The 26932-nt window shown below is 76.5% G+C and carries 4 protein-coding genes; 1 reads left to right on the top strand and 3 read right to left on the bottom strand.

From position 1 onward, the window contains the following. Positions 1-176 precede the first annotated feature (176 nt). The gene (locus ACFVVA_RS16220; RefSeq protein WP_387689955.1) at positions 177-1400 is read left to right on the top strand and encodes a cytochrome P450; all 1224 of its coding nucleotides are present in this window, start codon (positions 177-179) and stop codon (positions 1398-1400) included. A gap of 66 nt (positions 1401-1466) precedes the next feature. Here the strand turns inward: ACFVVA_RS16220 and ACFVVA_RS16215 are convergent, their stop codons facing one another. The 3 genes from ACFVVA_RS16215 to ACFVVA_RS16205 form a co-directional block, all read right to left on the bottom strand. Beyond that, entirely contained in the window at positions 1467-16034 is a 14568-nt protein-coding gene (locus ACFVVA_RS16215) for a type I polyketide synthase (RefSeq protein WP_387689953.1), read from the bottom strand. 48 nt (positions 16035-16082) lie between these two features. Beyond that, on the bottom strand, positions 16083-20939 hold the full coding sequence (locus tag ACFVVA_RS16210; protein ID WP_387689951.1) for a type I polyketide synthase: 4857 nt from the start codon (positions 20937-20939) through the stop codon (positions 16083-16085). 42 nt (positions 20940-20981) lie between these two features. Continuing rightward, positions 20982-26932: SDR family NAD(P)-dependent oxidoreductase (locus tag ACFVVA_RS16205; RefSeq protein ID WP_387689950.1), on the bottom strand; the 5951-nt coding region annotated here is incomplete at its 5' end.

Below are 26932 nucleotides of genomic sequence, written 5' to 3'. Positions count from 1 at the left end.
GCCCAATTCACCGGTCCCGCCCGACGCAGGCTAATCGCGGCCCGGCACCGTCAACCACCCCTAGCCTCAAGGATTCCCCCTTAACCAGCACGCCGCCGGGAAGGATAGGGGTTGACCCCTCATCACCGCCCGCCGGAGCCTGGGGGAAAAATTTCCTCGCGATGATTGGCCGGGTCATGGTGGAGCGGCAAAGGACCAGGGTTCTCTTCGACCTCAACGATCCGCAGCTCCATAGGAACAGATACGCCTACTATCGGCGGCTGCGCGAGACGGAACCCATTCACCATTCGCCGTACGGATTCTGGACGCTCAGCCGGTACGACGACGTGGACGCGTTCCTGCGCTCCCCGCAGGCGTCCTCCAGCGTCACCACGGATCCGGCGTTCGCGGAGCAGCGCGGCGGTCCCGACAGCCCGGCGATGCGCAGCCTGAGCCGCTGGATGCTGGTGAAGCACGGCGAGGAGCACCGCAAGCTGCGCCGCATCATCGCCCGGGCGGTGACGCCGCGCGCCGTGCAGCGCCTGGAGCCGGAGATCCTGCGCATCGTCAACCGGCTGATCGACGACATGGGCGAGGGCGAGGTCGACCTGATCGAGCAGCTCGCCGCCCCCGTCCCGGTCGCGGTGATCTGCGGTCTGCTGGGCATTCCGATCGAGGACGCGGACAAGTGCCTCAAGTGGACGAACGCGATCGCCAACATCATCGACCCGCTGATCACCCCGCGGATGCGGGACGCGATGAACCAGGCCGAGCCGGAGTTCAGCGCCTACATCCGGCACCAGATGGAGCTGCGCCGGGCCGAGCCCCGGGACGACGTCCTGACCATGCTGATGGCGAAGGACGAGGACGGCGAGGGGCTCAGCGACGAGGACGTGATCGCCCAGGTGCTGCTGCTGTTCAACGCCGGGCACGAGACCACGATCAACGTCATCGGCAACAGCCTGCACGCCCTGCTGACCAACCCCGACCAGCTGGAGCTGCTGCGGGCGAACCCGGGGATGATGGGCGACTGCTTCGAGGAGCTGGCCCGCTACAACTCCACGGTGCAGGTCATCCTGCGGCACCTGACCGACGACCTCGTCGTATCCGGGCAGCGCATCCCGGCCGGCGACGTCGTCCTGGCGATCCTCGGCGCCGCCCACCGCGACCCGGCGAGGTTCCCCGACCCGGACCGCCTGGACCTGCGCCGCGAGGGCGTGAAGTCGCTCGCCTTCGGCTCCGGGCCGCACTACTGCATCGCCGCGATGCTCGGCCGGACCGAGGTCTGCCTGACCATCACCGAGCTGCTGCGGCGCTACGGGAGGATCGAGCTGGCCTCCACGGAGCTGGAGTGGCACACCCGGTTCAACTTCGTGCTGGGCCTCAAGCGCCTGCCGCTGCGGGTCGCGTACCGCGCCTGAGCCGGCGGCCCGCGGACGGAACCGCCCGGGAGCGTACGAGACGCTCCCGGGCGGTTCCGCGTCCGGTCACCCTTCGGCGGCCCGCGCACCACCGGGCTCGACCAGGGTGTCCAGCCACTCCCGGACGGCCGCGGCGGTCGTGGCGCCGTGCTCCATCATCACCGTGAAGTGGTTGCCGGGGACGTCCACCGTACGGTGCGGCCGGTCCCAGGTGGCGCGCCAGTCGTCCTCCCGGGTCCACTCGCCGATCGGGTCCGAGGCCCGGACCACCAGGGTGGCGGCGGCGACCTCCTCGGCCCGGAAGCCGAGGTACATCCGGCCGTACCAGGCCTGCGCGGTGAGCCGGGTGTCGGTCATCGGTACGGCCAGCTCCTCACGCCCGAAGGTGCCCTCGGTCAGCTCCGACAGCCACTCCTGGTGCATCGGACGGTCCATCGGATAGGTGTCCACCAGGACCACGCCGGCCACCGGCACGCCCATCGCCTCCAGCCGGCGGGTCAGCGCGTGGGCGAGCAGCCCGCCGCCGGAGTGCCCGAGGAGCACGAACGGAGCGTCCCCGGCGACCTCGACCAGTGCCCTGGCCTGCCAGTCCAGCGAGGCCTCCAGGCCGGCCGGCAGCTGCTCCCCGTCCCGGTAGCCGGGCAGCGGCAGCGCGATCACGTCGTGGCTGCCGTTGAAGGAGGCGGCGAAGCGGGCGAACTCGTGCACGCCGCCCAGCGCCGACATGCCGGTGTGGCAGACCACCCGCGGCCGCTTCGGCCCGCGCGCCAGGAAGACCGGCGCGGGCGGCTCGGTGACCTCCTCGGGCGAGTCGAACATCGGCCGGTAGGAGGCCGCGTCGGACAGGAACTCCATGTACTTGTGGAGCTTGTTCTGCCGCATCGACTCGGCGTACAGGGTCCGCAGGATCCCGGTCCGCTCCTGCGGCTCGGCGGCGGCGGACCCGCCGAGGGCCGCCAGGACCCGCCGGGCCAGCTCGGCCGCGGTCCCGCTGTCGAACACCACGGTGCTCTCCAGCGGCACCCCGACGGCCGTCCGGAGCCGGTCGCGCAGCTCGATCGCGCTGAGCGAGTTGACGCCCAGTTCCAGGAACGGCCGCTCCGGTGCGACCGCCTCGGCGCCGTCGTGCCCGAGCACGCCGGCGGCGTGGGCGCGGACCAGGTCGAGCACGGCCCGGTGCCGCTCCTCGTCCGGCAGCCCGGCGAGCCGCTCGCGCAGCGCCGCCGCGTCCGCCGGCACGGGCTCGTCGGCCGTGCCGGCGGTGCGCCGTGCGGCCGGGACCCCGTCCAGCAGCCGGCGCGGCCGGCTGAGCGTGTACGAGGCGGCGAAGCGCTCCCAGTCGACGTCCGCGACGGTGAGGCAGGCCTCCCGGGGCAGACGGGCGAGCAGGTCGAGCGCCGCGTCCGGGTCCAGCGCCCGCAGCCCGGTGCGGGCCAGCAGGCCGGCGGCGTCGGCGGTCAGCCCGTCGGCGGCGGCCCACGGCCCCCAGGCGATCGAGGTGGCCGCCAGGCCGGCGGCCCGGCGGGCCTCGGCCAGCGCGTCCAGGTAGGCGTTGGCCGCCGCCCGGGCGGGCTGGGCGGCACCCCAGACCCCGGCCACCGAGGAGAACAGCACGAAGGCGCTCAGGTCCAGACCCGAGGTCAGCTCGTGCAGGTGGCGGGCGCCGTCCACGGTGGGCCGCAGCACCTCGGCGATCCGCTCCGGGGTGAGCGCGTCGGCCGTGGTGTCGTCGCCGACCCCGGCCGCGTGCACCACCGCGGTGAGCGGGTGCTCGGCGGGGACCGCGGCGAGCAGCCCGGCGAGCGCCGCCCGGTCGGCGACGTCGCAGGCCGCCACCGTCGCCTCGGTTCCGGCCGCCCGCAGCTCGGCGAGCAGGTCGGCGACGCCGGGCGCCCGCTCACCGCGCCGGCCGACCAGCAGCAGGCGCGGCACGCCCAGGTCGGCCAGCCGGCGGGCGACCCGCCGGCCGAGCGCCCCGGTGCCACCGGTGATCAGGACGGTGCCGGTGTCCGGCCACCGCACCTGCCCGGCCGCCGCCCCGGCCGGGGCCGGGACCAGCCGGCGGGCGAGGACCCGCCCGTCGCGGATCGCGGCCTCCTGCTCCGGTCCGGTGAGCGTCTGCGCGAGGCGGTCCCAGGCGGCGGCGTCCCGGCGCACCGGGAGGTCGACGATTCCGCCCCAGCAGTCCGGACCGGCCAGGTCGAGGCCGCGGCTGAGGCCCCAGACGGTGGCCTGGCCCGGGTCGGCCGGCGGGTCCGCCGGGCCGGTCGACACCGCACCGGCGGTGATCGCCCACAGCGGGGCGGTCAGACCGGTGTCGTCCAGGGCCTGGGCGAGCGTCGCCAGCTCGGCGACCCGGTCGCCGGGCACCGCGAGCACGCCGGCGAGCGCACCGGCCCCGTCGAGCACGGTCCGCAGCCGCGCGGCCAGCGCCGCGCGGTCCGTCCCGTGGGTTCCGTGGGTTCCGTGGGTTCCGTGGGTTCCGTGGGCTCCGTCGCCCGCGTCGCCCGCGTCGCCGTCGACGGCCAGCCGCAGCGTCCGGGCCCCGGCGGCGACCAGGCTGCTCTGCGCCTCGGCCGCCAGCTCCTCGCCCTCCGGGGCGACGACCAGCCAGGTCCCGTCCAGCACGGCCCGGCCGGACGGCGCGGCGGCCGGCTGCCACAGCACCCGGTGGCGCCAGGCGTCGGTGCGGGCGTCCTGGCGACGGCGGCGACGCCAGGAGGACAGCGCGGCCAGCGCCGTCCCGACGGCCTCCGGCCGGGCGTCCAGAGTCTCGGCCAGCTCGCCGAGGTCCTCGCGCTCGACCGCCTCCCAGAACCGTTCCTCCGCCGGGTCGACGGGCTGCGCCGCCGCCGTCGGCTCCGGCCAGTAGCGGTCCCGCTGGAAGGCGTAGGTCGGCAGGTCCACCCGCCGGCCACCGGGCAGCACGGCCGCCCAGTCCACCGGCACGCCGGCCGTCCAGAGCCGCCCGACGGCGGACGGCACGTGGTCCCGTCCCTCGCGCAGCAGCGGCACGCCGACGGCGTCCGGGACGATCCGGGCCACCAGCGCGGACAGCACGCCGTCGGGGCCCAGTTCGGCGAACCGGGTCAGGCCCTGGCCGTGCAGGGTCTCGACGCCGTCGGCGAAGCGGACGGCCTCGCGGACCTGGCGCACCCAGTAGTCGGGGGTGGTGAGCAGGCCGGGCCCGGCGATCCCGCCGGTCAGGGCGGAGACCACCGGGATGCCCGGCTCGCTGAAGGCCAGGCCCTTCAGGACGGCCGCGAAGTCGTCCAGCATCGGCTCCATCAGGGCCGAGTGGAAGGCGTGCGAGACGGCCAGCCGGCGCGTCCTCACCCCGGCCGCCGACCAGCGCGCGGCGAACTCCTCGACCACCTCGACGGGGCCGGAGACCACCACGGCGGCCGGGCCGTTGACGGCGGCGACGTCCAGGCGGCCGCCGATCGCCTCGCGGACCTCGGCCTCGGTGGCCTGGACCGCCAGCATCGCCCCGCCCTCGGGCAGTGCCTCCATCAGCCGGCCGCGCGCGGCCACCAGGGCGCAGGCGTCCGGCAGCGGGAACACCCCGGCGCAGTGCGCCGCGGCGATCTCGCCGATCGAGTGGCCGAGCATCGACTCCGGGACCACGCCCCAGGATTCGAGCAGCCGGAACAGCGCCACCTCGACCGCGAACAGACCGGCCTGCGCCCACACCGTACGGTCCAGGTCCTCGGTGCCCTCGAACACCACGTCCTTGACCGAGCGGTCCAGCAGCAGGTCGAACTCCGCGCAGACCGCGTCGAAGGCCTCCGCGAACACCGGGTGGCGGGCGTGGAGGTCACGTCCCATCCCGGCCCGCTGCGCACCCTGGCCGGTGAACAGGAACGCCACCCGGCCGTCGCCCGCGCGCTCGGAGACCACGGCCGCGCTCGGCGCGCCGTCGACGACGGCGGCCAGCCCGCGCAGCAGTTCCTCGCGGTCGGATCCGACGACGACCGCCCGGTGCTCCAGCGCGGCGCGGGTGGTGGCCAGGGCGCGGCCGACGTCCCGGAGGTCCGTCGTCCCGTGCTCCCGCACGTGCTCGCGCAGCCGTTCGGCCTGGCCGCGCAGCCCCTCGGCGGTGCGGGCGGACAGCGCCCACGGGACGGGGCCGGAGCCGGCCCCCGCCACCGGCGCGGGCACCGGCCCGGGCTCGGGGCGCTCGATGATCACATGGGCGTTGGTGCCGCTGATGCCGAAGGAGGACACGCCCGCGCGGCGCGGCCGGTCCAGCTCGGGCCAGGAGCGCGCCTCGGTGAGCAGTTCCACCGCGCCCGCCGACCAGTCCACCTCGGCGCTGGGCTCGTCCACGTGCAGGGTCGCCGGGAGCACCCCGTGGCGCATCGCCTGCACCATCTTGATCACACCCGCCACACCCGCGGCGGCCTGGGTGTGCCCGATGTTCGACTTCACCGAGCCGAGCCAGAGCGGCTCGCCGTCGCGGCCCCGGCCGTAGGTCGCCAGCAGCGCCTGGGCCTCGATCGGGTCGCCCAGCACGGTGCCCGTGCCGTGCGCCTCGACCGCGTCCACCTCGGCGGCCGACAGCCCGGCACTCGCCAGCGCCTGCCGGATCACCCGCTGCTGAGCCGGACCGTTCGGCGCGGTGAGGCCGTTGGACGCGCCGTCCTGGTTGACCGCGCTGCCCCGGACCACCGCCAGCACCTCGTGCCCGTTGCGGCGCGCGTCCGAGAGCCGCTCCAGCACCAGAAGACCGACGCCCTCGCCCCAGCCCGTACCGTCCGCACCGGCCGCGAAGGCCTTGCAGCGGCCGTCGGCGGCCAGGCCGCCCTGGCGGTCGAACTCGCCGAACACCCCGGGGGTGGCCAGCACGGTGACACCACCGGCCAGCGCGAGCCCGCAGTCGCCCTCGCGCAGCGCCTGCGCCGCCCAGTGCAGGGCCACCAGCGAGGAGGAGCAGGCCGTGTCCACGGTGACGGCCGGACCCTCCAGACCGAAGGCGTACGCCACCCGGCCGGAGATCACGCTGTTCGCCGTCCCGGCCAGCACATGGCCCTGGACCTCCTCCAGGCCGCCGGCGGCACCGTAGCCGGAGCTGGAGGCTCCGACGAAGACGCCGATCTGCTCGCCGCGCACCGAGCGCGGGTCGATCCCGGCGTCCTCGAAGGCCTCCCAGGAGGCCTCCAGCAGGATCCGCTGCTGCGGGTCCATCGCCAGCGCCTCGCGCGGCGAGATCGCGAACAGCCCGGCGTCGAACTCCGTGACGCTCTCCACGAAGCCGCCGCGCGCCGCCGCGGCGCCGACCGCGTCGAGCGGCCAGCCGCGGTCGGTCGGGAAGCCGGTGACCCCGTCGGCTCCGGCCGCGACCAGCTCCCACAGCTCGGCCGCCGACCGCACCCCGCCCGGATAGCGGGCGCTCATGCCCACGATCACCACCGGGTCCTCAGCGGCGGACACCGCCGCGCGCGGCAGCTCCGCGGCCACCGCCGCCTCGGGCACCGACTCCAGCAGTTCCTCGGCCAGATGCCGCGCCAGCACCACCGGCGTCGGATAGTCGAACACCAGCGTGGCCGACAGCGGGAGCCCGGTCTCCTTCACCAGCAGGTTGCGCAGGGCCACCGCCGTCAGCGAGTCGAAGCCGAGGTCGCGGAACGCCTGACCGGCGTCCACCGCCTCCATCGAAACGTGCCCGAGGACGGCGGCCGCACCGGTCCGGACCAGGTCCACCAGCATCCGCTCCCGGTGCCCGGCCGCGGTCTCCGCCAGCCGCTCCCGGAACTCCGAGGACCGCCCCACGGCCTCGACCACCGGCGCCTGCGCGCCGACGGCCTCCGGCAGCTCCGCCAGCAGCCGGCTGGTGCGCACGGCCGTGAAGGCCGGCGCGAACAGCTGCCAGTCCACGTCCGCGACGGTCACACAGACCTCGTCCGCGTCCACCGCCCGTGCCAGGGCCGACACCGCCAACTCCGGGTCCATCACGGCCAGGCCACGACGGCGCAGCTGGTCGGCGGCGTCTCCCTGGGCGGCCATGCCCTCACCCGCCCACGGCCCCCAGGCCACCGACGTGCCCCGCAGACCCCGCGCCCGGCGCCGCTGCACCAGGGCGTCCAAGTGGGCGTTGGCCGCCGCGTAGGCGCCCTGACCACCACTGCCCCAGGTCGCCGCGACCGAGGAGAAGACCACGAACAGATCGAGCTCCGGACCGGCCGTCAGCTCGTCCAGCAGATCGGCGCCGCCGACCTTGCCGGCGAAGACCGGCTCGAACCGCTCGACCGTCTCGCCGTCCAGCACGCCGTCGTCCACCACGCCCGCGGTGTGCACCACGCCCGTGAGCGGCAGCTCGGCGGGCACCGCGGCCAGGACGGCGGCGACCGCGTCACGGTCCGCCACGTCACAGGCGGCGACCGTCACCCGGGCACCCAGACCGGTCAGTTCGGCCACCAGCTCGGCGGCGCCCGGCGTCCGCTCGCCACGACGGCCGGTCAGCACCAGGTGCGGCACCCCGCGCCCGGCCAGCCAACGCGCCACCTCCGCACCCAGCGCACCCAGACCGCCGGTCACCAGCACCGTCCCGGACGGGGTCCAAACGCCGCCGCGGCCGCTCCGCTGCGCGGCCCGCACCACCCGGCGCCCGTAGACGCCCGAGGAGCGCACGGCGACCTGGTCCTCGGCACCGCCGAGCACCGCCACCAGCCGGCGGCCGGCCCGCTCGTCCAGCACCGGCGGAAGGTCGACCAACCCGCCCCACAGGTCCGGCAGTTCCAGTGCGGCCACCCGGCCCAGACCCCAGATCTGCGCCTGCGCCGGGCTCACCGACCGGTCCGCCCGGCCCACCGACACCGCACCGACGGTCGCCGACCACAGCCTGGCCCGGACGCCCGCGTCGCCCAGTGCCTGGACCAGCGTCAGCGTCCCGGCCACGCCGGAGGACACCTGCGAGCCCGGGCCCTGCGGCTGCTCGGCCACGGCGAGCAGGGAGAGCACGTTCACCGGCTCGCCCTCGGCGGCCGACTCGCGGACACGGTCGGCCAGTTCCTTCCGGCCGAGGCCCTCGCCGGCCAGCGTCACCACGTCCGCGCCGGCGGCCCGCAGTGCCGCTTCGACGGCCTCCACGGGTGCCCCCTCGGCCGTCACCAGCAGCCAGCGCCCCGACAGGAGGGTCTCCGTGAGGCCGGTCAGCGGCTTCCAGACCACCTCGTAGCGCCAGGAGTCCACCACCGAGTCGACCTGGCGGCGCTGCCGCCACGAGGACAGCACCGGCAGGACGGACTCCAGCTCCTCGGGTGCCCGGCCGATCTCCAGCGCCTCGGCCAGCCCGGCCAGGTCCTGGTTCTCGACCGCCCGCCAGAACCGGGCCTCGGCCGGGTCGGCCACGAGGCTCCCCAGGTCGATGGACCGGGGCCAGTAGCGCTCGCGCTGGAAGGCGTACGTCGGCAGGGCGACGCGCCGGCCGGCGGGCAGCACCGCGGACCAGTCGATCGCGGCGCCCGCCGTCCAGAGCGCGGCCAGGGCGGCCAGAGCGCTCTCGTGCTCGTCCCGGTCCTTGCGCAGCAGCGGCGCGCCCACGGCGTCGGGTACCAACGGGGCGGCGAGAGCGGTCAGTACGCCGTCCGGGCCGACCTCCAGGAAGCGGGTCACGCCCCGGCCGTGCAGGGCCTCGACGCCGTCGGCGAAGCGGACGGCCTCGCGGACCTGGCGCACCCAGTACTCCGGCGTGGTCAGCAGACCCGGCTCGGCGGGCGAGCCGGTCAGCGTCGACACGATCGGTACCTTCGGCTCGGCGAAGGTCAAGTCGGCCAGAACGGAGGCGAATTCGGCGAGCATCGGCTCCATCAGGGCCGAGTGGAAGGCGTGCGAGACGGCCAAGCGACGGGTCTTGCGGCCCTCGGCCGACCAGCGCGCCGCGAACTCCTCGACCACCTCCGCCGGCCCCGAAACCACCACCGAGGCAGGCCCGTTGACGGCCGCGACGTCCAGCCGGTCGCCGATCGCCTCGCGGACCTCGGCCTCGCCGGCCTGCACCGCCAGCATCGCCCCGCCGCTCGGCAGCGCGTCCATCAACCGGCCCCGCGCCGCCACCAGCGCACAGGCGTCCGCCAGCGAGAACACCCCGGCACAGTGCGCCGCCGCCACCTCACCGATCGAGTGCCCGAGCAGCACGTCCGGGACCACGCCCCAGGACTCCAGCAGCCGGAACAGCGCCACCTCGACCGCGAACAGCCCGGCCTGCGCCCACACCGTACGGTCCAGGTCCGCCGCACCCGCGAAGACGACGTCCTTCACCGGACGGTCCAGCAGCAGGTCGAACTCCGCGCAGACCGCGTCGAAGGCCTCGGCGAACACCGGGAACACCTCGTACAACCCGGCACCCATGCCGACCCGCTGCGCGCCCTGACCGGTGAACAGGAACGCCGTCCGGCCCTCGGCCGTGACGCCCGCGACCACCCGCGCCGACGGCTCGCCCGCCGCCAGCGCCGCCAGACCCTCCAGCAGCGCCGCCCGGCCGTCGCCGAGCACCACCGCGCGGTGGGCCAGCCCGGCCCGCCCGGTCGCCAGCGACCACGCCACGTCCTGCGGACGGGCGTCGGTGTCCAACGCCCCGGCCAGCCGCGCCGCCTGGGCCTTCAGCGCCCCGGCGCTCTGCGCCGACACCACCCACGGCGTCGGCCCGGCGGCCTCCTCGACCGGCGCCGTCTCCTCGACGGGCGGCGCCTGCTCCAGCAGGACGTGGGCGTTGGTCCCGCTGATCCCGAAGGCGGACACGCCCGCCCGGCGCGGGCGTTCGCCCGGCGACCACGGCCGGGCCTCGGTGAGCAGTTCCACCGCGCCCGCCGACCAGTCCACCTGCGGCGTCGGCTCGTCCACGTGCAGGGTGGCCGGCAGCACGCCGTGCCGCAGCGCCTGCACCATCTTGATCACACCCGCGACACCGGCCGCGGCCTGGGTGTGCCCCAGGTTGGACTTCACCGAGCCCAGCCGGAGCGGCTCACCGGCCCGGTCCCGGCCGTAGGTCGCCAGCAGTGCCTGCGCCTCGATCGGGTCACCCAGCCGGGTGCCGGTGCCGTGCGCCTCCACCGCGTCCACGTCCGATACCGCCAGCCCCGCGTTGGCGAGGGCCTGTCGGATCACCCGCTCCTGCGAGGGACCGTTCGGCGCGGTGAGGCCGTTCGACGCACCGTCCTGGTTGACCGCGCTGCCTCGGACCACCGCGAGCACCTGGTGCCCGTTGCGCCGGGCGTCCGACAGCCGCTCCAGCACCAGCACACCGACGCCCTCGCCCCAGCCCGTACCGTCCGCACCGGCCGCGAAGGCCTTGCAGCGGCCGTCCGAGGCCAGGCCGCCCTGCCGGTTGAACTCGCCGAACGCGCCGGCGTTCACCATCACGGCGACGCCGCCGGCCAGCGCCATGCCGCACTCGCCCACCCGCAGCGCCTGCACCGCGAGGTGCAGCGCCACCAGCGAGGAGGAACAGGCCGTGTCCACCGTGACCGCCGGACCCTCCAGGCCGAACACGTACGAGACGCGGCCCGAGATCACGCTGTTGGCGGTGCCGGACAGCACGTGCCCCTCGACCCCGTCGAGCAGCTGGCCGTGGCCGTAGCCCGAGGACGAGGCGCCCGCGAAGACGCCCGTCCGGCTGCCGCGCACCTCGTGCGGATCGATGCCGGCGTCCTCGAAGGCCTCCCAGGAGGCCTCCAGCAGCAGCCGCTGCTGCGGGTCCATCGCCAGCGCCTCGCGCGGCGAGATGCCGAACAGCCCGGCGTCGAACTCGGTGGCGTCGTCCACGAAGCCGCCGACGGCGCTGTCCACGCCCGGCACCCGGTCCGGCCAGCCGCGGTCGACGGGGAAGGAGGACAGCGCGTCGGCGCCGTCGGCCACCAGGGTCCACAGGTCCTCGGGCGAGCGGACGCCGCCGGGGAAGCGGCAGCCGATGCCGACGATCGCGATCGGCTCGTCCAGGCCGGCCGGGACCGCCGCCGGCTCGGCGCCGGCCGGGACCGCCTCGGCACCGAGGTCCAACTCCCGTTCCAGGTAGGCCACCAGGGCGGTCGGCGTCGGGTGGTCGAACACCATGGTCGCGGGCAGCCGCAGGCCGGTCTCCCGGTTCAGCCGGTTGCGCAGCTCGACCGCCGTGAGCGACTCGAAGCCCAGGTCCTTGAACGTCCGCGCGGCCTCGACGGCCCGGACGTCCGGGTGCTTGAGCACCGCGGCGACCTCGGTGCGGACCAGGTCCAGCAGGATCTGCCGGCGCTGCGCCTCGGGCAGCGGGGCGAGCCGGCGGCCGAGGTCCGGGCGCCGGTCCTCCCCGGCCGGCTCCTCGTCCGCCGTCCGCGCCTCGGGGAGGTCGGCCAGCAGCGGGCTGACCCGGGTGGCGGTGAAGGTGTCGACGAAGCGGGGCCAGTCGATGTCGGCGACGGTCAGGCAGTCCTCGCCCGCGTCGACGGCCCCGGCCAGCGCCTCGATCGCCAGGTCCGGGTCCATCGGCACCATGCCGCGCTCGCGCAGGTGGTCGCGGACGGCGTCGGTCGACACCATGCCCACCTCGCCCCAGGCGCCCCAGGAGACCGAGGTGCCGGGCAGGCCTTCGGCCCGGCGCCGGAGGACCAGCGCGTCCAGGTAGGCGTTCGCGGCCGCGTAGGCCGCCTGGCCGCCGCTGCCCCAGATGCCGGCGCCCGAACCGAAGGTGACGAACATCCGCAGGTCCAGGCCCCGGGTCAGCTCGTCCAGGTGCAGCGCGCCGGCGACCTTGCCGCCGAGCACCTCGGCCAGCTCCGCCGGGCCGGTGCGGTCCAGCATCATGGCCTGGCCGACGCCGGCCGCGTGCACCACGCCGACCAGCGGGAACTCCGCCGGGATCCGCGCCAGCACGCCGGCCAGCGACTCCCGGTCGGTCAGGTCGCAGGCGGCCACGGTCACCCGGGTGCCCAGTGCGGTCAGCTCCGCGACCAGGTCCGCCACGCCCGGCGCCGCCGTGCCGCGCCGGCCGAGCAGGGTCAGGTGCGGCACGCCGCGGCCGGCCAGCCAGCGGGCGACGACCGCGCCGAGCGCGCCGGTACCGCCGGTGACCAGCACCGAGCCGGGCAGTTCGAGCGTCGTCCCGGCCGCGCGCGGGGCGCGGGCCAGGCGGCGGGCGAACACCCCGGAGCCGCGTACGGCGAGTTGGTCCTCGCCCCCGGCGGCGCCGCCGAGCAGCGCCACCAGCCGGGCTCCGGCCCGGGCGTCCAGGACGGCCGGAAGGTCGATCAGACCGCCCCAGCGGCGCGGGTACTCCAGCGCGGCGACCCGGCCGAGGCCCCAGGCCAGCGCCTGGACGGGGCTGCGCAGCGGGTCCGCCCGGCCGATCGACACCGCGCCGCCGGTGAGCGACCAGAGCGGCGCGTCGAGGTCGGCGTCGCCGAGGGCCTGGAGCAGGGTGACGGTCGCGGCCGGCCCGGCCGGGGCCTGCGGTGCGTCCCCGGCGCTCGCCAGCAGCGAGACCACACCCGTGGCGGAGCCGGCGGCGCCCAGCCGTTCGGCGAGCTCCGTACGGTCGGCGTCGGCGGCGACGGTCAGCTCGACCACCTCGGCCCCGGCCGAGCGCAGCAGCTCGGCGACCTCCCCGCCGTTCCCGCCCGCCGGGAGGGCGAGCAGCCAGCGGCCGCCCAGCCGGGGGTGCGCGGGCAGGTCGGGGACGGGGGTCCAGGTGACCCGGTAGCGCCAGGAGTCGACGGTCGCGCCCCGGCGGCGGCCGCGGTGCCAGCCGGCCAGCGCGGGCAGCACCGCGTCCAGGACCCCGGGCGCCTCGTCCAGCCGCAGGGTGGCGGCCAGTTCCTCGGCGTCGCCGCGCTCGACGGCGTCCCAGAATCCGCTCTCGGCGGGGTCGCCGCCCCCGGCCGCCCGCGCCGGGGCGGGCAGCGGGTCGGGCCAGTAGCGGCGGCGCTGGAAGGCGTACGTGGGCAGCGCGGTGCGCGTGCCGCCGGCGAAGGCCGCCGACCAGTCGACGGCGACCCCGGCGGTCCACAGCTCGGCGGCGCCCGCCAGGAGGCGGTCCGGGCCGCCGTCCTCGCGGCGCAGCGTGCCGGTGACCGTCACCGGGGTGCCCACCTGGTCCGCGGTGTCCTGGATGCCGATGGTGAGCACCGGGTGCGGGCTGCTCTCCACGAACACCGAGCGGCCGTCGGCCAGCAGGGCGCGGGTGGCCTGCTCGAAGCGGACGGTGGAGCGCAGGTTGTCGTACCAGTAGCCGGCGTCCATCCGCGCGGTGTCGATGGGCGCGCCGGTGACGGTCGAGTAGAAGGCGATGCCGCTGGAGCCGGGGGTGATCGGCGCGAGGTCGGCGAGGATGCGCTCGCGCAGCTCCTCGACCTGCGGGGAGTGCGAGGCGTAGTCCACCGGGATGCGACGGGCGCGCACCTCCCGGGCCTCGCAGAGCGCCAGCAGCTCCTCGACGGGGCCGGCCTCGCCGGAGACCACGGTGGAGGCGGGGCCGTTCTCCGCCGCGACGCAGAGGCCCTCGCCCCAGGGGGCGATCAGCTCGGTGGCCCGCTCCCGGCCGACGGGCAGCGAGACCATGCCGCCGCGGCCGGCGAGGGCGGCGAGCGCCCGGCTGCGCAGCGCCACGACCCGGGCGCCGTCCTCCAGCGTCAGGCCGCCGGCGACGCAGGCCGCCGCGATCTCGCCCTGGGAGTGGCCGACGACCGCGGCCGGGCGGACGCCGACCGAGCGCCAGGCCTCGGCCAGCGACACCATGACCGCCCAGAGCACCGGCTGGACGACGTCCACCCGGCTCAGGTCGGGGGCGTCCGGCGCGCCGCCCAGCACCTCGGACAGCGACCAGGGGACGTACGGCGCGAGCGCCGCCCCGCACTGCTCCAGCCGCTGTCGGAACGCCGGTGAGGCGTCCAGGAGTTCACGGGCCATCGCGGCCCACTGGCTGCCCTGGCCGGGGAAGACGAAGACCACCCCGGTGCCGCCGGCGGCCTCGCCGCGCACCAGGTTGGCCGCCGACTCCCCGTCGGCCAGCGCCTGCAGGCCGGCCAGCAGTTCCGCGCGCTCGGCGCCGAGCACCACGGCGCGGCTGGGCAGCGCGGCCCGGGTCAGCAGGGAGCGGGCGACGTCCACCGGCCGCGGGGCGTCGTCCGCGGTCATGGCGTCGCGCAGCCGGACGGCCTGGCCGCGCAGCCCGTCCGCCGTCTTCGCGGCCAGCGGCCACGGCAGCGGGCCGGCGGTGAGCGCGGGCCCGGTGCCCTCGGCGGGGGCGGTGCCCTCGGGGGCGGCGGCGGGCTCGACGGGCTCGGGCTCCGGGGCCTGCTCCAGGATGACGTGGGCGTTGGTGCCGCTCATCCCGAACGAGGAGACCGCCGAGCGGCGGGGCCGGTCGGCGGCCGGCCACGGCCGCGGCTCGGTCAGCAGCCGGACCGTGCCGGGCGACCAGTCGACCTGGGCGGACGGCCGTTGCGCGTGCAGCGTGGGCGGCAGGGTGCCGTCGCGCATCGCCATGACCATCTTGATCACGCCCGCCACCCCGGCGGCGGACTGGGTGTGGCCGATGTTGGACTTGATCGAGCCGAGCCAGAGCGGGCGTTCGGCGGAGCGGCCGCGCCCGTAGGTCGCCAGCAGCGCCCGGGCCTCGATCGGGTCGCCGAGCCGGGTGCCGGTGCCGTGGCCCTCCACGGCGTCCACGTCCTCGACGCTCAGCCGGGCGTTGGCCAGCGCCCGTCGGATCACCCGTTCCTGTGCCGGGCCGTTCGGGGCGGTGAGGCCGTTGGAGGCGCCGTCCTGGTTGATCGCGCTGCCGCGGACCACCGCGAGCACCTGGTGGCCGCGGCGCCGCGCGTCGCTGAGCCGTTCGACCAGCAGCAGGCCGATGCCCTCGGACCAGCCCGCGCCGTCGGCCTCGTCGGAGAACGCCTTGCAGCGGCCGTCCGAGGCCAGACCGCCCTGGCGGCCGAACTCGACGATCTGCATCGGGGTGGTCATCACCGTGACGCCGCCGACCAGCGCCAGGTCGCAACCGCCCTCGCGCAGCGACTGGACAGCCAGGTGCAGCGCGACCAGGGAGGAGGAACAGGCGGTGTCCACGGTGACCGCCGGGCCCTCCAGGCCGAAGGTGTACGACACCCGGCCGGAGGCGATGCTGGAGGCGGTGCCGGTCATCAGGTGGCCGGCCACGTCCTCCGGCAGGTCCATCCCGGGGCCGTAGCTGACCGAGGTGACGCCGACGAAGACACCGGTGCTGGAGCCCCGCAGCGACAGCGGGTCGAGCCCGGCGTCCTCGAAGGCCTTCCAGGAGGTCTCCAGCAGCAGCCGCTGCTGCGGGTCCATCGCCAGCGCCTCGCGCGGCGAGATGCCGAACAGGTCCGCGTCGAACTCCCCGGCGTCCTCGACGAATCCGCCCGCCCAGGACGGCTCGTCGGCCGGCGAGAGGTCCCAGCCGCGGTTCGCGGGCAGCGGACCGATCGGGTCCTGGCCGGTGCTGACCAGCCGCCACAGGTCGTCCGGGGAGCGCACGTCGCCCGGGTAGCGGCAACTCATCCCGACGATGGCGATCGGCTCGCCCGCCGCGGACTCCAGGTCCCGGACCCGCCGGCGGGTGTGTTGCAGCTCGGCGACCACCCGGGTGAGGTAGTCGCGGAGCCGCTGGGCGTCGTCCGCCATCGGCCGCGCATCATCTGCCATCGAAACTGCCGCCTTCCAAGATTGTCCCCGGCCACCACGCACCCCTGCTCACGAGAGGCCGAGATCCCGGTCGATCACGTCGAAGAGCTCTTCGTTGCTGGCCCTGCTGAGCTGGTCCCGCAGGTCGTCGAAGGCGACCGGGTCGTCGCCGCCCGCGCCCCGGTGGCGGGTGAGCAGCGCCTCCAGCCGCAGGACCACCCGGACCCGGTCCACGTCGTCCTCCGCCCGGGCCAGCAGCGCCTCTTCGAGCAGGTCCAGCTCCGCCGTGGAGGGCAGGGCCGCCGCCGCGTCGTCGGGCAGCGCCTCGCCCAGCAGGTGGGCGGCCAGCATCGCGGGCGTCGGGTGGTCGAACACCACGGTGGCGGGCAGCGGCAGGCCGGTGGCCTCGCCGAGCCGGTTGCGCAGTTCGACGGCGGCCAGCGAGTCGAAGCCGAAGTCCCGGAACGGCCGGTCGACGTCGATCGCGGCCGGGCCGTCGTGCCCGAGCACCACGGCCGCGTGGGTGCGGACCAGGTCCAGCAGGACGGGCTCGCGGTCGGCGCCCGGCAGGGCGGCCAGCCGCTCGCGCAGGGCGGCGAGCCGGTTCCGGTCCTCGCCCTCGGTGACGGTGACCGCGGCGAGCGCCCGGACCGCGGGCAGTTCGGCGAAGAACCGGTTGGGCCGCAGCGCGGTGAACGCGGGGACGAACTGCTCCCAGGCGATGTCGGCGACGGTGACCGCTCCGGTGTCCAGGTCCAGCGCCCGCTGCAGGGCGTGCATCGCCCGGTCCGGCGCCAGCAGCGAGATGCCGCGCCGGCGCATCGGCTCCTTGATCGCCTGGTCGACCATGCCGCCGCCGTCCCACGGCCCCCAGGCGACGGCCAGCGCGCGCACGCCCTCGGCGTCGCGCCGCTGCGCCAGGGCGTCGAGGTAGGCGTTGGCGGCCGCGTAGCAGGCCTGTTCGCCGACGCCCCAGACGCCCGCGATGGAGGAGAAGTGCACGACCGCGTCCAGCCGGCGCTGGTCGAGCAGTTCGTCCAGGTGCCGGGCGCCCGCGACCTTGCCGGCCGCGGTCCGGTCGAGTTCCTCGAAAGTGGTGTCGGCGAGCGGCGCCGAGGCGCTGACCCCCGAGGCGTGCACGACGGCCCTCAACTTCGGTTCCATCGCGTCGAGTTCGGCGACCAGCCGGGCGGCGTCCGCGCGGTCCGACAGATCGCAGGCGACCACCGTGACCCGGGCGCCGAGCTCCGTCAGCTCGGCCTCCAGCCCGGCCAGCCCGGGGGCGCCGCGGCCGCCCCGGCTGACCAGTACCAGGTGCTCGGCGCCGCCGGCGGCCAGCCACCGGGCCACCTGCCCGCCGAGCGCGCCGGTGCCGCCGGTCACCAGGACGGTGCCGCGCGGCTGCCACGCGGGCGCCTCCGGGTCGGCCGTCGGGGCGGGCAGCAGTCGGCGGGCGAAGACGCCCTCCGGGCGGACCGCCAGCTGGTCCTCGCCGTCGGCGGCGGTCAGCAGGCCGGCCAGCGCGTCGAAGTCCTCCTCCTCGGCCCCGGCGGGGAGGTCGATCAGACCGCCCCACAGCTGCGGGTGCTCCAGGGCGGCGACCCGGCCCAGGCCCCAGACCGGCGCCTGGCCCGGCTCGGCGGGCGGCTCGTGGTCGCCGGTGGACACCGCGCCCTCGGTCACGCACCACAGCGGGCCGTCGATCCCGGCGTCCAGCAGCGCCTGGACGAGCAGCAGCGTGGTGGCCGTGCCCCCGGGGAGCGCCGGCACCTCGGGGTGCGGCCCGGTCTCCAGCGCCAGCAGGGAGAGCACTCCGGCGGGCCGCCGCCCGTCGCCGACGGCCTGCCGCAGCCGGACGGCGAGGTCGGTCCGGTCGGCGGCGTCCGCCGCGACCGGCACCGTCACCACCGAGGCGCCGTGCCGGGTCAGGCCGTCCCGGTGGGCGCGCACCCGCTCGTCGTCGGCCGGCGCGGCGGGCACGACCAGCAGCCAGTCGCCGGTGAGGGCGGGGGCCGGGGCGTCCGGGACGGGCTCCCAGCCGACGTGGTAGCGCCAGCCCGCGACCTCGGCCTCCTCGCGGTCGCGCCGGTGCCAGTCGGACAGCAGCGGCAGCGCGGTGCGCAGCGAGGCCCGGACCCCGGGGTCGGTCACGTCGAGCCGGTCGGCGATCGCGTCGGCGTCCTCGCCGGCCAGCGCCGCCCACAGGCCCGGGTCGACGGGCCCGCCGGCCGGCGCGGCCACCGGGTGGAGCCAGTACTTCTCGTGCTGGAAGGGGTAGACCGGCAGCTCGACCCGGCGGCCGTGGCCGTCGAAGAGCACCTGCCAGTCGACCGCGGTGCCGCGGGTCCACAGGTCGGCGAGCGCGGTGACGAACACCCCGGTGTCGTGCCAGCTGCTGCGCAGCGCCGTCGTGGTGAGCGCCGACTCGGGCAGGCTCTCGCGGGCCATCGCCGTGAGCACGCCGTCGGGGCCGAGTTCCACGAACCGGCCGACCCCCTGGGCCTTGAGGCATTCGACGCCGTCGGCGAAGCGGACGGTCTCGCGGACCTGCCGCGCCCAGTAGTCGGGGGTGCGCAGCAGCTCGTCCTCCACCGCGCCGGTGAGGGTGGAGACGATCGGGATGCGGGGCTCGGCGAAGGAGAGCGTCGCGAGGACGGCCCGGAACTCGTCCAGCATCGGCTCCATCAGGGCCGAGTGGAAGGCGTGCGAGACCGTCAGCCGACTGGTCTTGCGGCCCTCGGCCGTCCAGTGGGCGGCGAGTTCGTCGATGGTGTCCGCCGTGCCCGAGACCACCGCCGAGCCGCGGCTGTTGAGCGCGGCCACGTCCGCGGTGCCGGTGACGGCCGCGAGGGCCGCCGTCACCTCGGGCTCGGTGGCCTGCACGGCGAGCATCGCCCCGCCGGCCGGGAGCGCCTGCATCAGCCGACCGCGCGCGGCGACCAGCGCGCAGGCGTCCGCCAGGGTCAGCACCCCGGCGCAGTGCGCCGCCGCCACCTCGCCGATCGAGTGGCCGAGCAGGAAGTCCGGCAGCACCCCGAAGGACTCGAACAGCCGGAACAGGGCCACCTCCAGCGCGAACAGCCCGGCCTGGGCCCACACCGTCCGGTGGAGGTCCCGGCTCCCGCCGAACACCACGTCCTTGACGGAGTGCTCCAGTCGCGGGTCCAGCTCGGCGCAGACCGCGTCGAAGGCCCGCTGGAACACCGGGAAGGCCTCGTACAGCTCGCGGCCCATCCCGGTCCGCTGGGCGCCCTGGCCGGTGAACAGGAAGGCGCTGCGGCCCTCCCCCGCCACCCCGGTGACCACGGCCTTGTCGGGCAGGTCCCCGGCCAGCGCGGCGAGCGCGTCGGCCAGGCGGTCCCGGTCGGCGCCGAGCACGACGGCGCGCCGCTCCAGCGGCGCCCGGGAGAGCAGCGAGCGGCCGACGTCGACCGGGTCGGGCTCGGTGTCGGCGACGAAGGCGTGCAGCCGACCGGCCTGGGCGCGCAGCGCCTCGGTGGTGCGGGCCGCCAGCAGCCAGGGCACCACGCCGGGGGCCGGCTGCCCGGGATCGGCCGGGGCCTCGGCCTCCGGGGCCTGCTCCAGGACGACGTGGGCGTTGGTGCCGCTGATGCCGAAGGAGGAGACGCCGGCGCGGCGCGGCCGGTCCAGCTCGGGCCAGGGCTCGGCCTCGGTCAGCAGCCGCACCGCGCCGGCCGACCAGTCGACCTGCGGGGTCGGCTGCTCGGCGTGCAGGCTGCGCGGCATGGTGCCGTGGCGCATCGCCTGCACCATCTTGATCACGCCCGCCACGCCGGCGGCGGCCTGGGTGTGCCCGAGGTTGGACTTCACCGAGCCCAGCCGCAGCGGCCGGTCCTCGGGCCGGTCCTGGCCGTAGGTCGCCAGCAGGGCCTGGATCTCGATCGGGTCGCCCAGCCGGGTGCCGGTGCCGTGGCCCTCGACGACGTCCACGTCCAGCGTGGTGAGCCGCGCACTGGCCAGCGCGTCCTCGATGACCCGCTGCTGGGCGGGGCCGTTGGGCGCGGTCAGGCCGCTGGAGGCGCCGTCCTGGTTGACCGCGCTGCCCCGGACCACCGCGAGCACCTGGTGGCCGAGCCGCCGGGCGTCCGAGAGCCGCTCCAGCAGCAGCATCCCGACGCCCTCGGCCCAGCCGGTGCCGTCCGCGCCGGCGCCGTAGGACTTGCAGCGGCCGTCCGAGGAGAGCCCGCCCTGCCGGGCGAAACCGGTGAAGGTGTCCGGGGAGGCCATCACGGTGGCGCCGCCCGCGAAGGCCATCGTGGTCTCGCCGGAGCGCAGCGACTGGCAGGCCAGGTGCAGGGCGACCAGCGAGGAGGAGCAGGCGGTGTCGATGGTGACCGCCGGGCCCTCCAGGCCGAGGGTGTAGGAGATCCGGCCGGTGGCGACGCTGCTCATGTTGCCGATGCCGAGGTAGGCGTCCACCCCCTCGGGGACGTCGATCATGCGGGCCGCGTAGTCCCGGTACATCAGCCCGGCGAACACCCCGGTGCGGCTGCCGCGCAGCGCGTACGGGTCGACGCCGCCGCGCTCGCACGCCTCCCAGCAGGCCTCCAGCAGCAGCCGGTGCTGCGGGTCCATGGCGGTCGCCTCGCGCGGCGAGATGCCGAACAGCGTCGGGTCGAAGCCGTCCGCGTCGTGCAGGAAGCCGCCGCTGCGGGCGAATCCGGCGTCCTCGCCGACGTCCCAGCCGCGGTCCTCGGGGAAGGCGGAGACGGCGTCCACGCCCTCGGACACCAGCCGCCAGAGCGCGTCCGGGCTGTCCACTCCGCCGGGCAGCCGACAGGCCATGCCGACGATCGCGATCGGCTGGCGGTCGGCCGCCTCGGCGGACTGCAGCCGTTGCCGGGCCTGGTGCAGTTCGGCCGTGACGCGCTTGAGGTAGTCGCGCAGTTTCTGCTCGTCCGCCATGTCAGGCCTCACAGGGTGTCGGGTAGGGGTTCGGCAGCAGGGTCACGAGGCGCCCAGTTCCTTGTCGATGAAGTCGAAGAGGTCGTCGTCGGTGGCGGTGTCCAGACCGGCCACCACGTCCGGCGACCCGGCCGCGGGAGCGCCGTCCTCGAAGCGGGCCAGCAGCGCCTGGAGGCGCCGGACCACCGTGATCCGCTCCGCCTCGGCCGCCTCCGCCAGCTCGGCCTCGATCCGCTCCACCCGGTCGGTGAGCGAGGCGGCCGAGGTGCGCGGCGGGGCGATCCGCCCGGTCAGGTACTCGGCGACCCGGGCGGCCGACGGCTGGTCGAACACCAGCGTCGCGGGCAGCCGCAGCCCGGTGCGGGCGGACAGCCGGTTGCGCAGTTCGACCGCGGTGAGCGAGTCGAAGCCGAGGTCGACGAAGCCCCGGTCGGGCGCGACGGCCTCCGCCGTGGCGTGCCCGAGGACCTGCGCGACGTCCGCCCGGACGGCGTCCAGGACGATCCGGGTCTGCTCCGCGGGGGTGCGGCCGGCCAGCTGCCTCGGCAGCGAGGGGCCGTCGGCGGCCGCGCTCGCCCGGCGCGGGCCGCCGGGCAGCAGTCCGCGCAGCAGGGCCGGGACGGCGCTGTCGGCGGTGCCCGGCCGGGCCGGTAGGTCGAGCCGGACCGGCACCAGGTGGGCGCGGTCGGTGGCCAGCGCCGCGTCCAGCAGCGCGAGGCCCTGTTCCGCGGTCAGCCCGTCGCCGAGCCGGGCGGCCCGGTCGCCGAGGTGCCCGGTCATCGCGCTGGCCTCCGCCCAGACGCCCCAGGCGAGCGAGAGGCCCGGCAGCCCGAGCGACCGGCGCCGCGCCGCGAGGGCGTCCAGGAAGGAGTTGGCCGCCGCGTAGTTCGCCTGGCCGGGCGAGCCGAAGGTGCCGGCCGCCGAGGAGAACAGCACGAACAGCTCCAGGTCCGTCCCCGCGGTCAGCTCGTGCAGGTGCACGGCCGCGTCGGCCTTGGGACGGAACACGGTGGCGACCCGGTCGGGCGTCAGCGACTCGACGACGCCGTCGTCCAGCACGCCGGCGGTGTGCACCACCCCGCGCAGCGGGCGCTCCGCCGGGATCGCGGCGAGCACCCGGGCCAGCGCGTCGCGGTCGGCGGCGTCGCAGGCCACCACCTCGGCGCGAGCGCCGAGTGCGGCCAGTTCCGCCGTCAGTTCGGCGGCTCCGGGGCTGTCCGCACCGCGCCGGCTGAGCAGCAGCAGGTGCCGCACGCCGTACGCCGCGGCCAGGTGGCGGGCCACCAGTCCGCCGAGCACGCCGGTGCCGCCGGTGATCAGGACGGTGCCACCCGGCTCGGCCGGCGCTCCCGGGCCGGGGCGCGCCGCGGTGTCGGCCTGCGCCCGGGCCAGACGGGGCACCAGCACCCGCCCGTCCCGGACCGCCAGCTGCGGTTCGGCACCGGTCGCGTACGGGTGCCAGGCGTCGTCCCCGGGGTCCGCGTCGACCAGGACGAACCGGTCCGGGTGCTCGGACTGGGCCGAGCGCAGCAGGCCCCAGACCGCCGCGCCGGGCAGGTCGCGCACCCGGCCGGCCGGGTCGACGGCGCCGGAGGTCAGCACCACCAGCCGGGAGGAATCGAACCGCTCGTCGGCGAGCCACTGCTGGACGGTCGCCAGCGTCTCGGAGGCCGCCCGAAGCGCGGCACCCGCGTCGCCGACGGTGTCGGCGGCATCGGTGTCGGTGTCGGCGGCGGGACCGGCCACCAGGGGCAGCACCACCACCGGGGGTGCCTGCGCCCCGGCGGGCAGCCCCGCCAGCGAGTCGATCCGCTCGCCCGGCACCCCGGCCACGGCCGGCGTCCCGTCCCCGGCGAGCACCCACCACGCGGAGGCGTCCACCGGCGGCAGGGCCGGCACGGGCGTCCACTCGACCGCGAACAGCCAGTCCCGACCGGGCTGTCGACCGGTCTCCGGCAGCTGCTCGACGGCGGTCTCGCGGAGCACCAGCGAGTCGACGGAGGCCACCGGCGCGCCGATCCCGTCGGCGGTCCGGATCAGCACGCCGTCCTCGGTCGGGGTGACCGCGACGCGCAGCACCGTGGCGCCGGTGGCGTGCAGCCGGACCCCGGTCCAGGCGAACGGCACACGGGGCACCGGGCCGCCGGCCTCGACGAAGCCGATCACGTGCAGCGCCGCGTCCAGCAGCGCCGGGTGCAGCCCGAACCCGGGCGCGGCCGCGGCCGCCTCCTCGGGCAGTGCCACCTCGGCGTAGACCGTCGTGCCGTCGCGCCAGGCCGCCCGGACCCCCTGGAAGGCCGGCCCGTAGCCGTACCCGCCCTCGGCGAGGGCCGGGTAGAAGCCGTCCAGCGCCAGTGGTTCGGCGCCCGGCGGCGGCCAGGCCGCGAGGTCGTACTCCTGCGCGGCGAGGTCGTGTTCCCGCACCGCGCCCCCGGCGCCCAGGACGCCGGTCGCGTGGCGCACCCACGGCACCTCGCCCTCGTCCGGCCGGGCGTGGATCTCCACCCGGCGGTCGCCGTTCTCCTCCGGGGCGGCCACCCGCACCTGGACCTGCACCCCGCCGGTGGCCGGCAGGGGCAGCGCGGACTGCACGAGCAGTTCGCGCAGGATCGTCGAGCCGACCTGCTCCCCGGCCCGCAGCGCCATCTCCACGAACGCCGTCCCGGGCACCAGCACCCGGCCGAGGACGGCGTGGTCCGCCAGCCAGGGCTGGGTGGCGAGCGAGAGCCGTCCGGTCAGCAGCACCTCGTCCCCGCCGGCCAGCGCGACCGTCGCGCCGAGCAGCGGGTGGTCCGCCGCGCTCTGGCCGACGCCGCCCACGTCGCCCACGCCGGTGGCGGGCTCCAGCCAGAACCTGGTCCGCTGGAAGGCGTAGGTCGGCAGCGGCACCCGGCGTCCGGCGGGCAGCACGGCCGGCCAGTCGACCTCGACGCCGGCCGCCCAGAGCCGGCCGAGCGCGCGCAGCGCCGTCCCGGCCTCCTCGGGTTCGCCGCGGCGCAGCACCGGGACGAACACGCCCTCGGTGACGGACTGCTGGGCCATGCCGCAGAGCACGCCGTCCGGGCCGAGCTCCAGGTGGCGGGTGACGCCCCGGCCGAAGAGGTACGCGATGCCGTCGGCGAACCGGACGGTGCCGCGCACATGGCGGGCCCAGTACCCGGGCGTCCGGATCTCCTCGGGGTCGACCACCACGCCGGTCAGGTTGGAGACGATCGGGATCCGCGGCTCGTTGAAGGTCAACCCGGCCAGCACCTCGGTGAATTCGGCCAGCATCGGCTCCATCAGGGCCGAGTGGAAGGCGTGCGAGACGGTCAGCCGGCTCGTCCGGCGGCCCTCGGCCGCCCAGCGCCCGGCGAACTCCTCGACCACCTCCGTCGGACCCGAAACCACCACCGAGGTCGGGCCGTTGACGGCGGCGACATCGAGCCGGTCGCCGATCTCCGCCCGCACCTCGGCCTCGGCGGCCTGCACGGCGAGCATCGCGCCGCCCTCGGGCAGCGCCTGCATCAGCCGGCCGCGCGCGGCCACCAGGGCGCAGGCGTCGGCCAGCGAGAACACGCCCGCCGCGTGGGCGGCGGCCACCTCGCCGATCGAGTGGCCCAGCAGGAAGTCCGGGACCAGGCCGCAGGACTCCGCCCAGCGGTACAGGGCGACCTCGACGGCGAACAGGCCGGCCTGCGCCCACATCGTCCGGTCCAGGCCGACGCCCTCGAAGACCACGTCCTTGACCGGCCGGTCGAGCCACCGGTCCAGCTCCGCGCAGACCGCGTCGAAGGCCGCCGCGAACACCGGGGAGGCCTCGTACAGCCCCCGGCCCATCCCGGCCCGCTGCGCGCCCTGCCCGGTGAAGAGGAAGGCGAGTCGCCCGGGGCCGCCCGCGGCCGCCGGTGCCTCCTCCTCGGCCGCGAGCCGGTCGAGCTGGCGCAGCAGGTCCGCGCCGTCCCGTCCGACGGCGACGGCCCGGTGCTCCAGTTCGGCCCGGGTGGTCGCCAACGACCAGGCCACGTCGGCCGGTTCGGGTGCGGACGCCGCCGCCAGGTGGGCGCGCAGGGAGCGCGCCTGCTCACGCAGGGCGGCCGGGGTCCCACCGGAGAGCGGCCACACCACCGGGCCCTCGCCCGTGGTCGTCGGCCCCGCCGGTCCGCGGCCCGCGCCGATCGGCTCCATCGGGCCGTGGCCCGTGGTGGTCGGCCCGGCCGGGCTCGGGGCGGACTCCAGGATGATGTGCGCGTTGGTGCCGCTGATGCCGAAGGAGGACACGCCCGCCCGGCGCGGCCGGTCGGCCTCGGGCCAGGGGCGCGCCTCGGTCAGCAGCTCGACCGCCCCGGCCGACCAGTCCACGTGGTGGGTCGGCTCGTCCACGTGCAGGGTGGCGGGCAGGACACCGCGGCGCATCGCCTGCACCATCTTGATGACGCCCGCCACACCGGCCGCGGCCTGGGTGTGGCCGATGTTGGACTTGATCGAGCCCAGCCACAGCGGCCGGTCGGCCGGCCGGTCCTGGCCGTAGGTCGCCAGCAGCGCCTGGGCCTCGATCGGGTCGCCCAGACTGGTGCCGGTGCCGTGCGCCTCGACCACGTCCACCTCGGCGGCGAGCAGCCGGGAGTCGGCCAGCGCCTGGCGGATCACCCGCTGCTGGGACGGCCCGTTGGGGGCGGTGAGCCCGTTGGAGGCGCCGTCCTGGTTGACCGCACTGCCGCGGATCACCGCGTGGATCTCACGGCCGTTGCGCAGCGCGTCGGAGAGCCGCTCCAGCACCAGCACCCCGACGCCCTCGGACCACGTGGTGCCGTCCGCCGCCGAGGCGAAGGGCTTGCACCGGCCGTCGGAGGCCAGTCCGCCCTGCCGGTCGAACTCGGCGAAGATGTTCGGACCGGCCAGGACGGCCACGCCGCCGGCCAGCGCCAGCTCGCACTCGCCGCGCCGCAGCGCCTGCGCGGCCAGGTGCATCGCCACCAGGGAGGAGGAGCAGGCGGTGTCCACCGTGACGGCCGGGCCCTCCAGGCCGAAGGTGTACGCCACCCGGCCGGAGACCACGCTCATCGAGGTCCCGGTCAGCAGGTAGCCCTCCGCGCCGGGCGGGAGCTGGGCGCCCACACCGTAGGTCGAGGCGTACGCCCCGACGAACACACCGGTCGGGGAGCCGCGCAGCTCCGGGGCGACCAGGCCGGCGGCCTCGAAGGCCTCCCAGGAGGCCTCCAGCAGGATGCGCTGCTGCGGGTCCATCACCAGGGCCTCGCGCGGGGAGATCCCGAACAGCTCGGCATCGAAGCCCGCGACGTCGTCCAGGAAGCCGCCGCGCGGGGCGTAGGACGCGTCCCCGACCCGCCAGCCGCGGTCCGCCGGGAACGGGGTCACCCCGTCGAAACCCTCGGCCAGCAGGCGCCACAGCTGCTCGGGGTCGTTGGCGCCCCCGGGGTAGCGGCAGCTCATGCCGACGATCGCGATCGGCTCGTCGGCGTTCGCGGCGAGGACGGGCGCGGTCGGGGCGGGGGCCTGCGCCACCCGCTCGGACAGCGCCTCGGCGAGGTGGTCGGCCAGCGCGTCCGGGGTCGGGTAGTCGAAGACCAGGGTCGCGGGCAGCCGCAGCCCGGTGACGGCGTTCAGCCCGTTGCGCAGCTCCACGGCGGTCAGCGAGTCCAGCCCGAGGTCCTTGAAGGCCTGCTTCGCACCGACCGCGTCCACCCCGGCGTGGCCGAGCACGGTCGCCACATGGGCCCGCACAAGGTCCAGCAGTCGGGCACGGCGCTGCTCGGCGTCCAGGCCCCGCAGTTGCTCCAGCACCGCGGCCCGGCCGCCGGCACCGCGCTCGGCGGCGCGGCTCCTCGGGGCCCGCACCAGGGCGCGGAACAGCGGGGGGATCCCGCCCGTCCGGGGCGCCCGGAGGTCGAGGGTCACCGGCAGGAGGTGCGGTACGGGCAGGGTGATCGCCCGGTCGAACAGGGCCAGCGCCTGCGCGGTCGGCAGACCCGAGCCACTGCGTGCCGAGGAGA

Source organism: Kitasatospora sp. NPDC058048 (assembly GCF_042885555.1).
Lineage (GTDB): Bacteria > Actinomycetota > Actinomycetes > Streptomycetales > Streptomycetaceae > Kitasatospora > Kitasatospora lactacystinica.
This window is presented reverse-complemented; position numbering and strand designations above follow the sequence as displayed.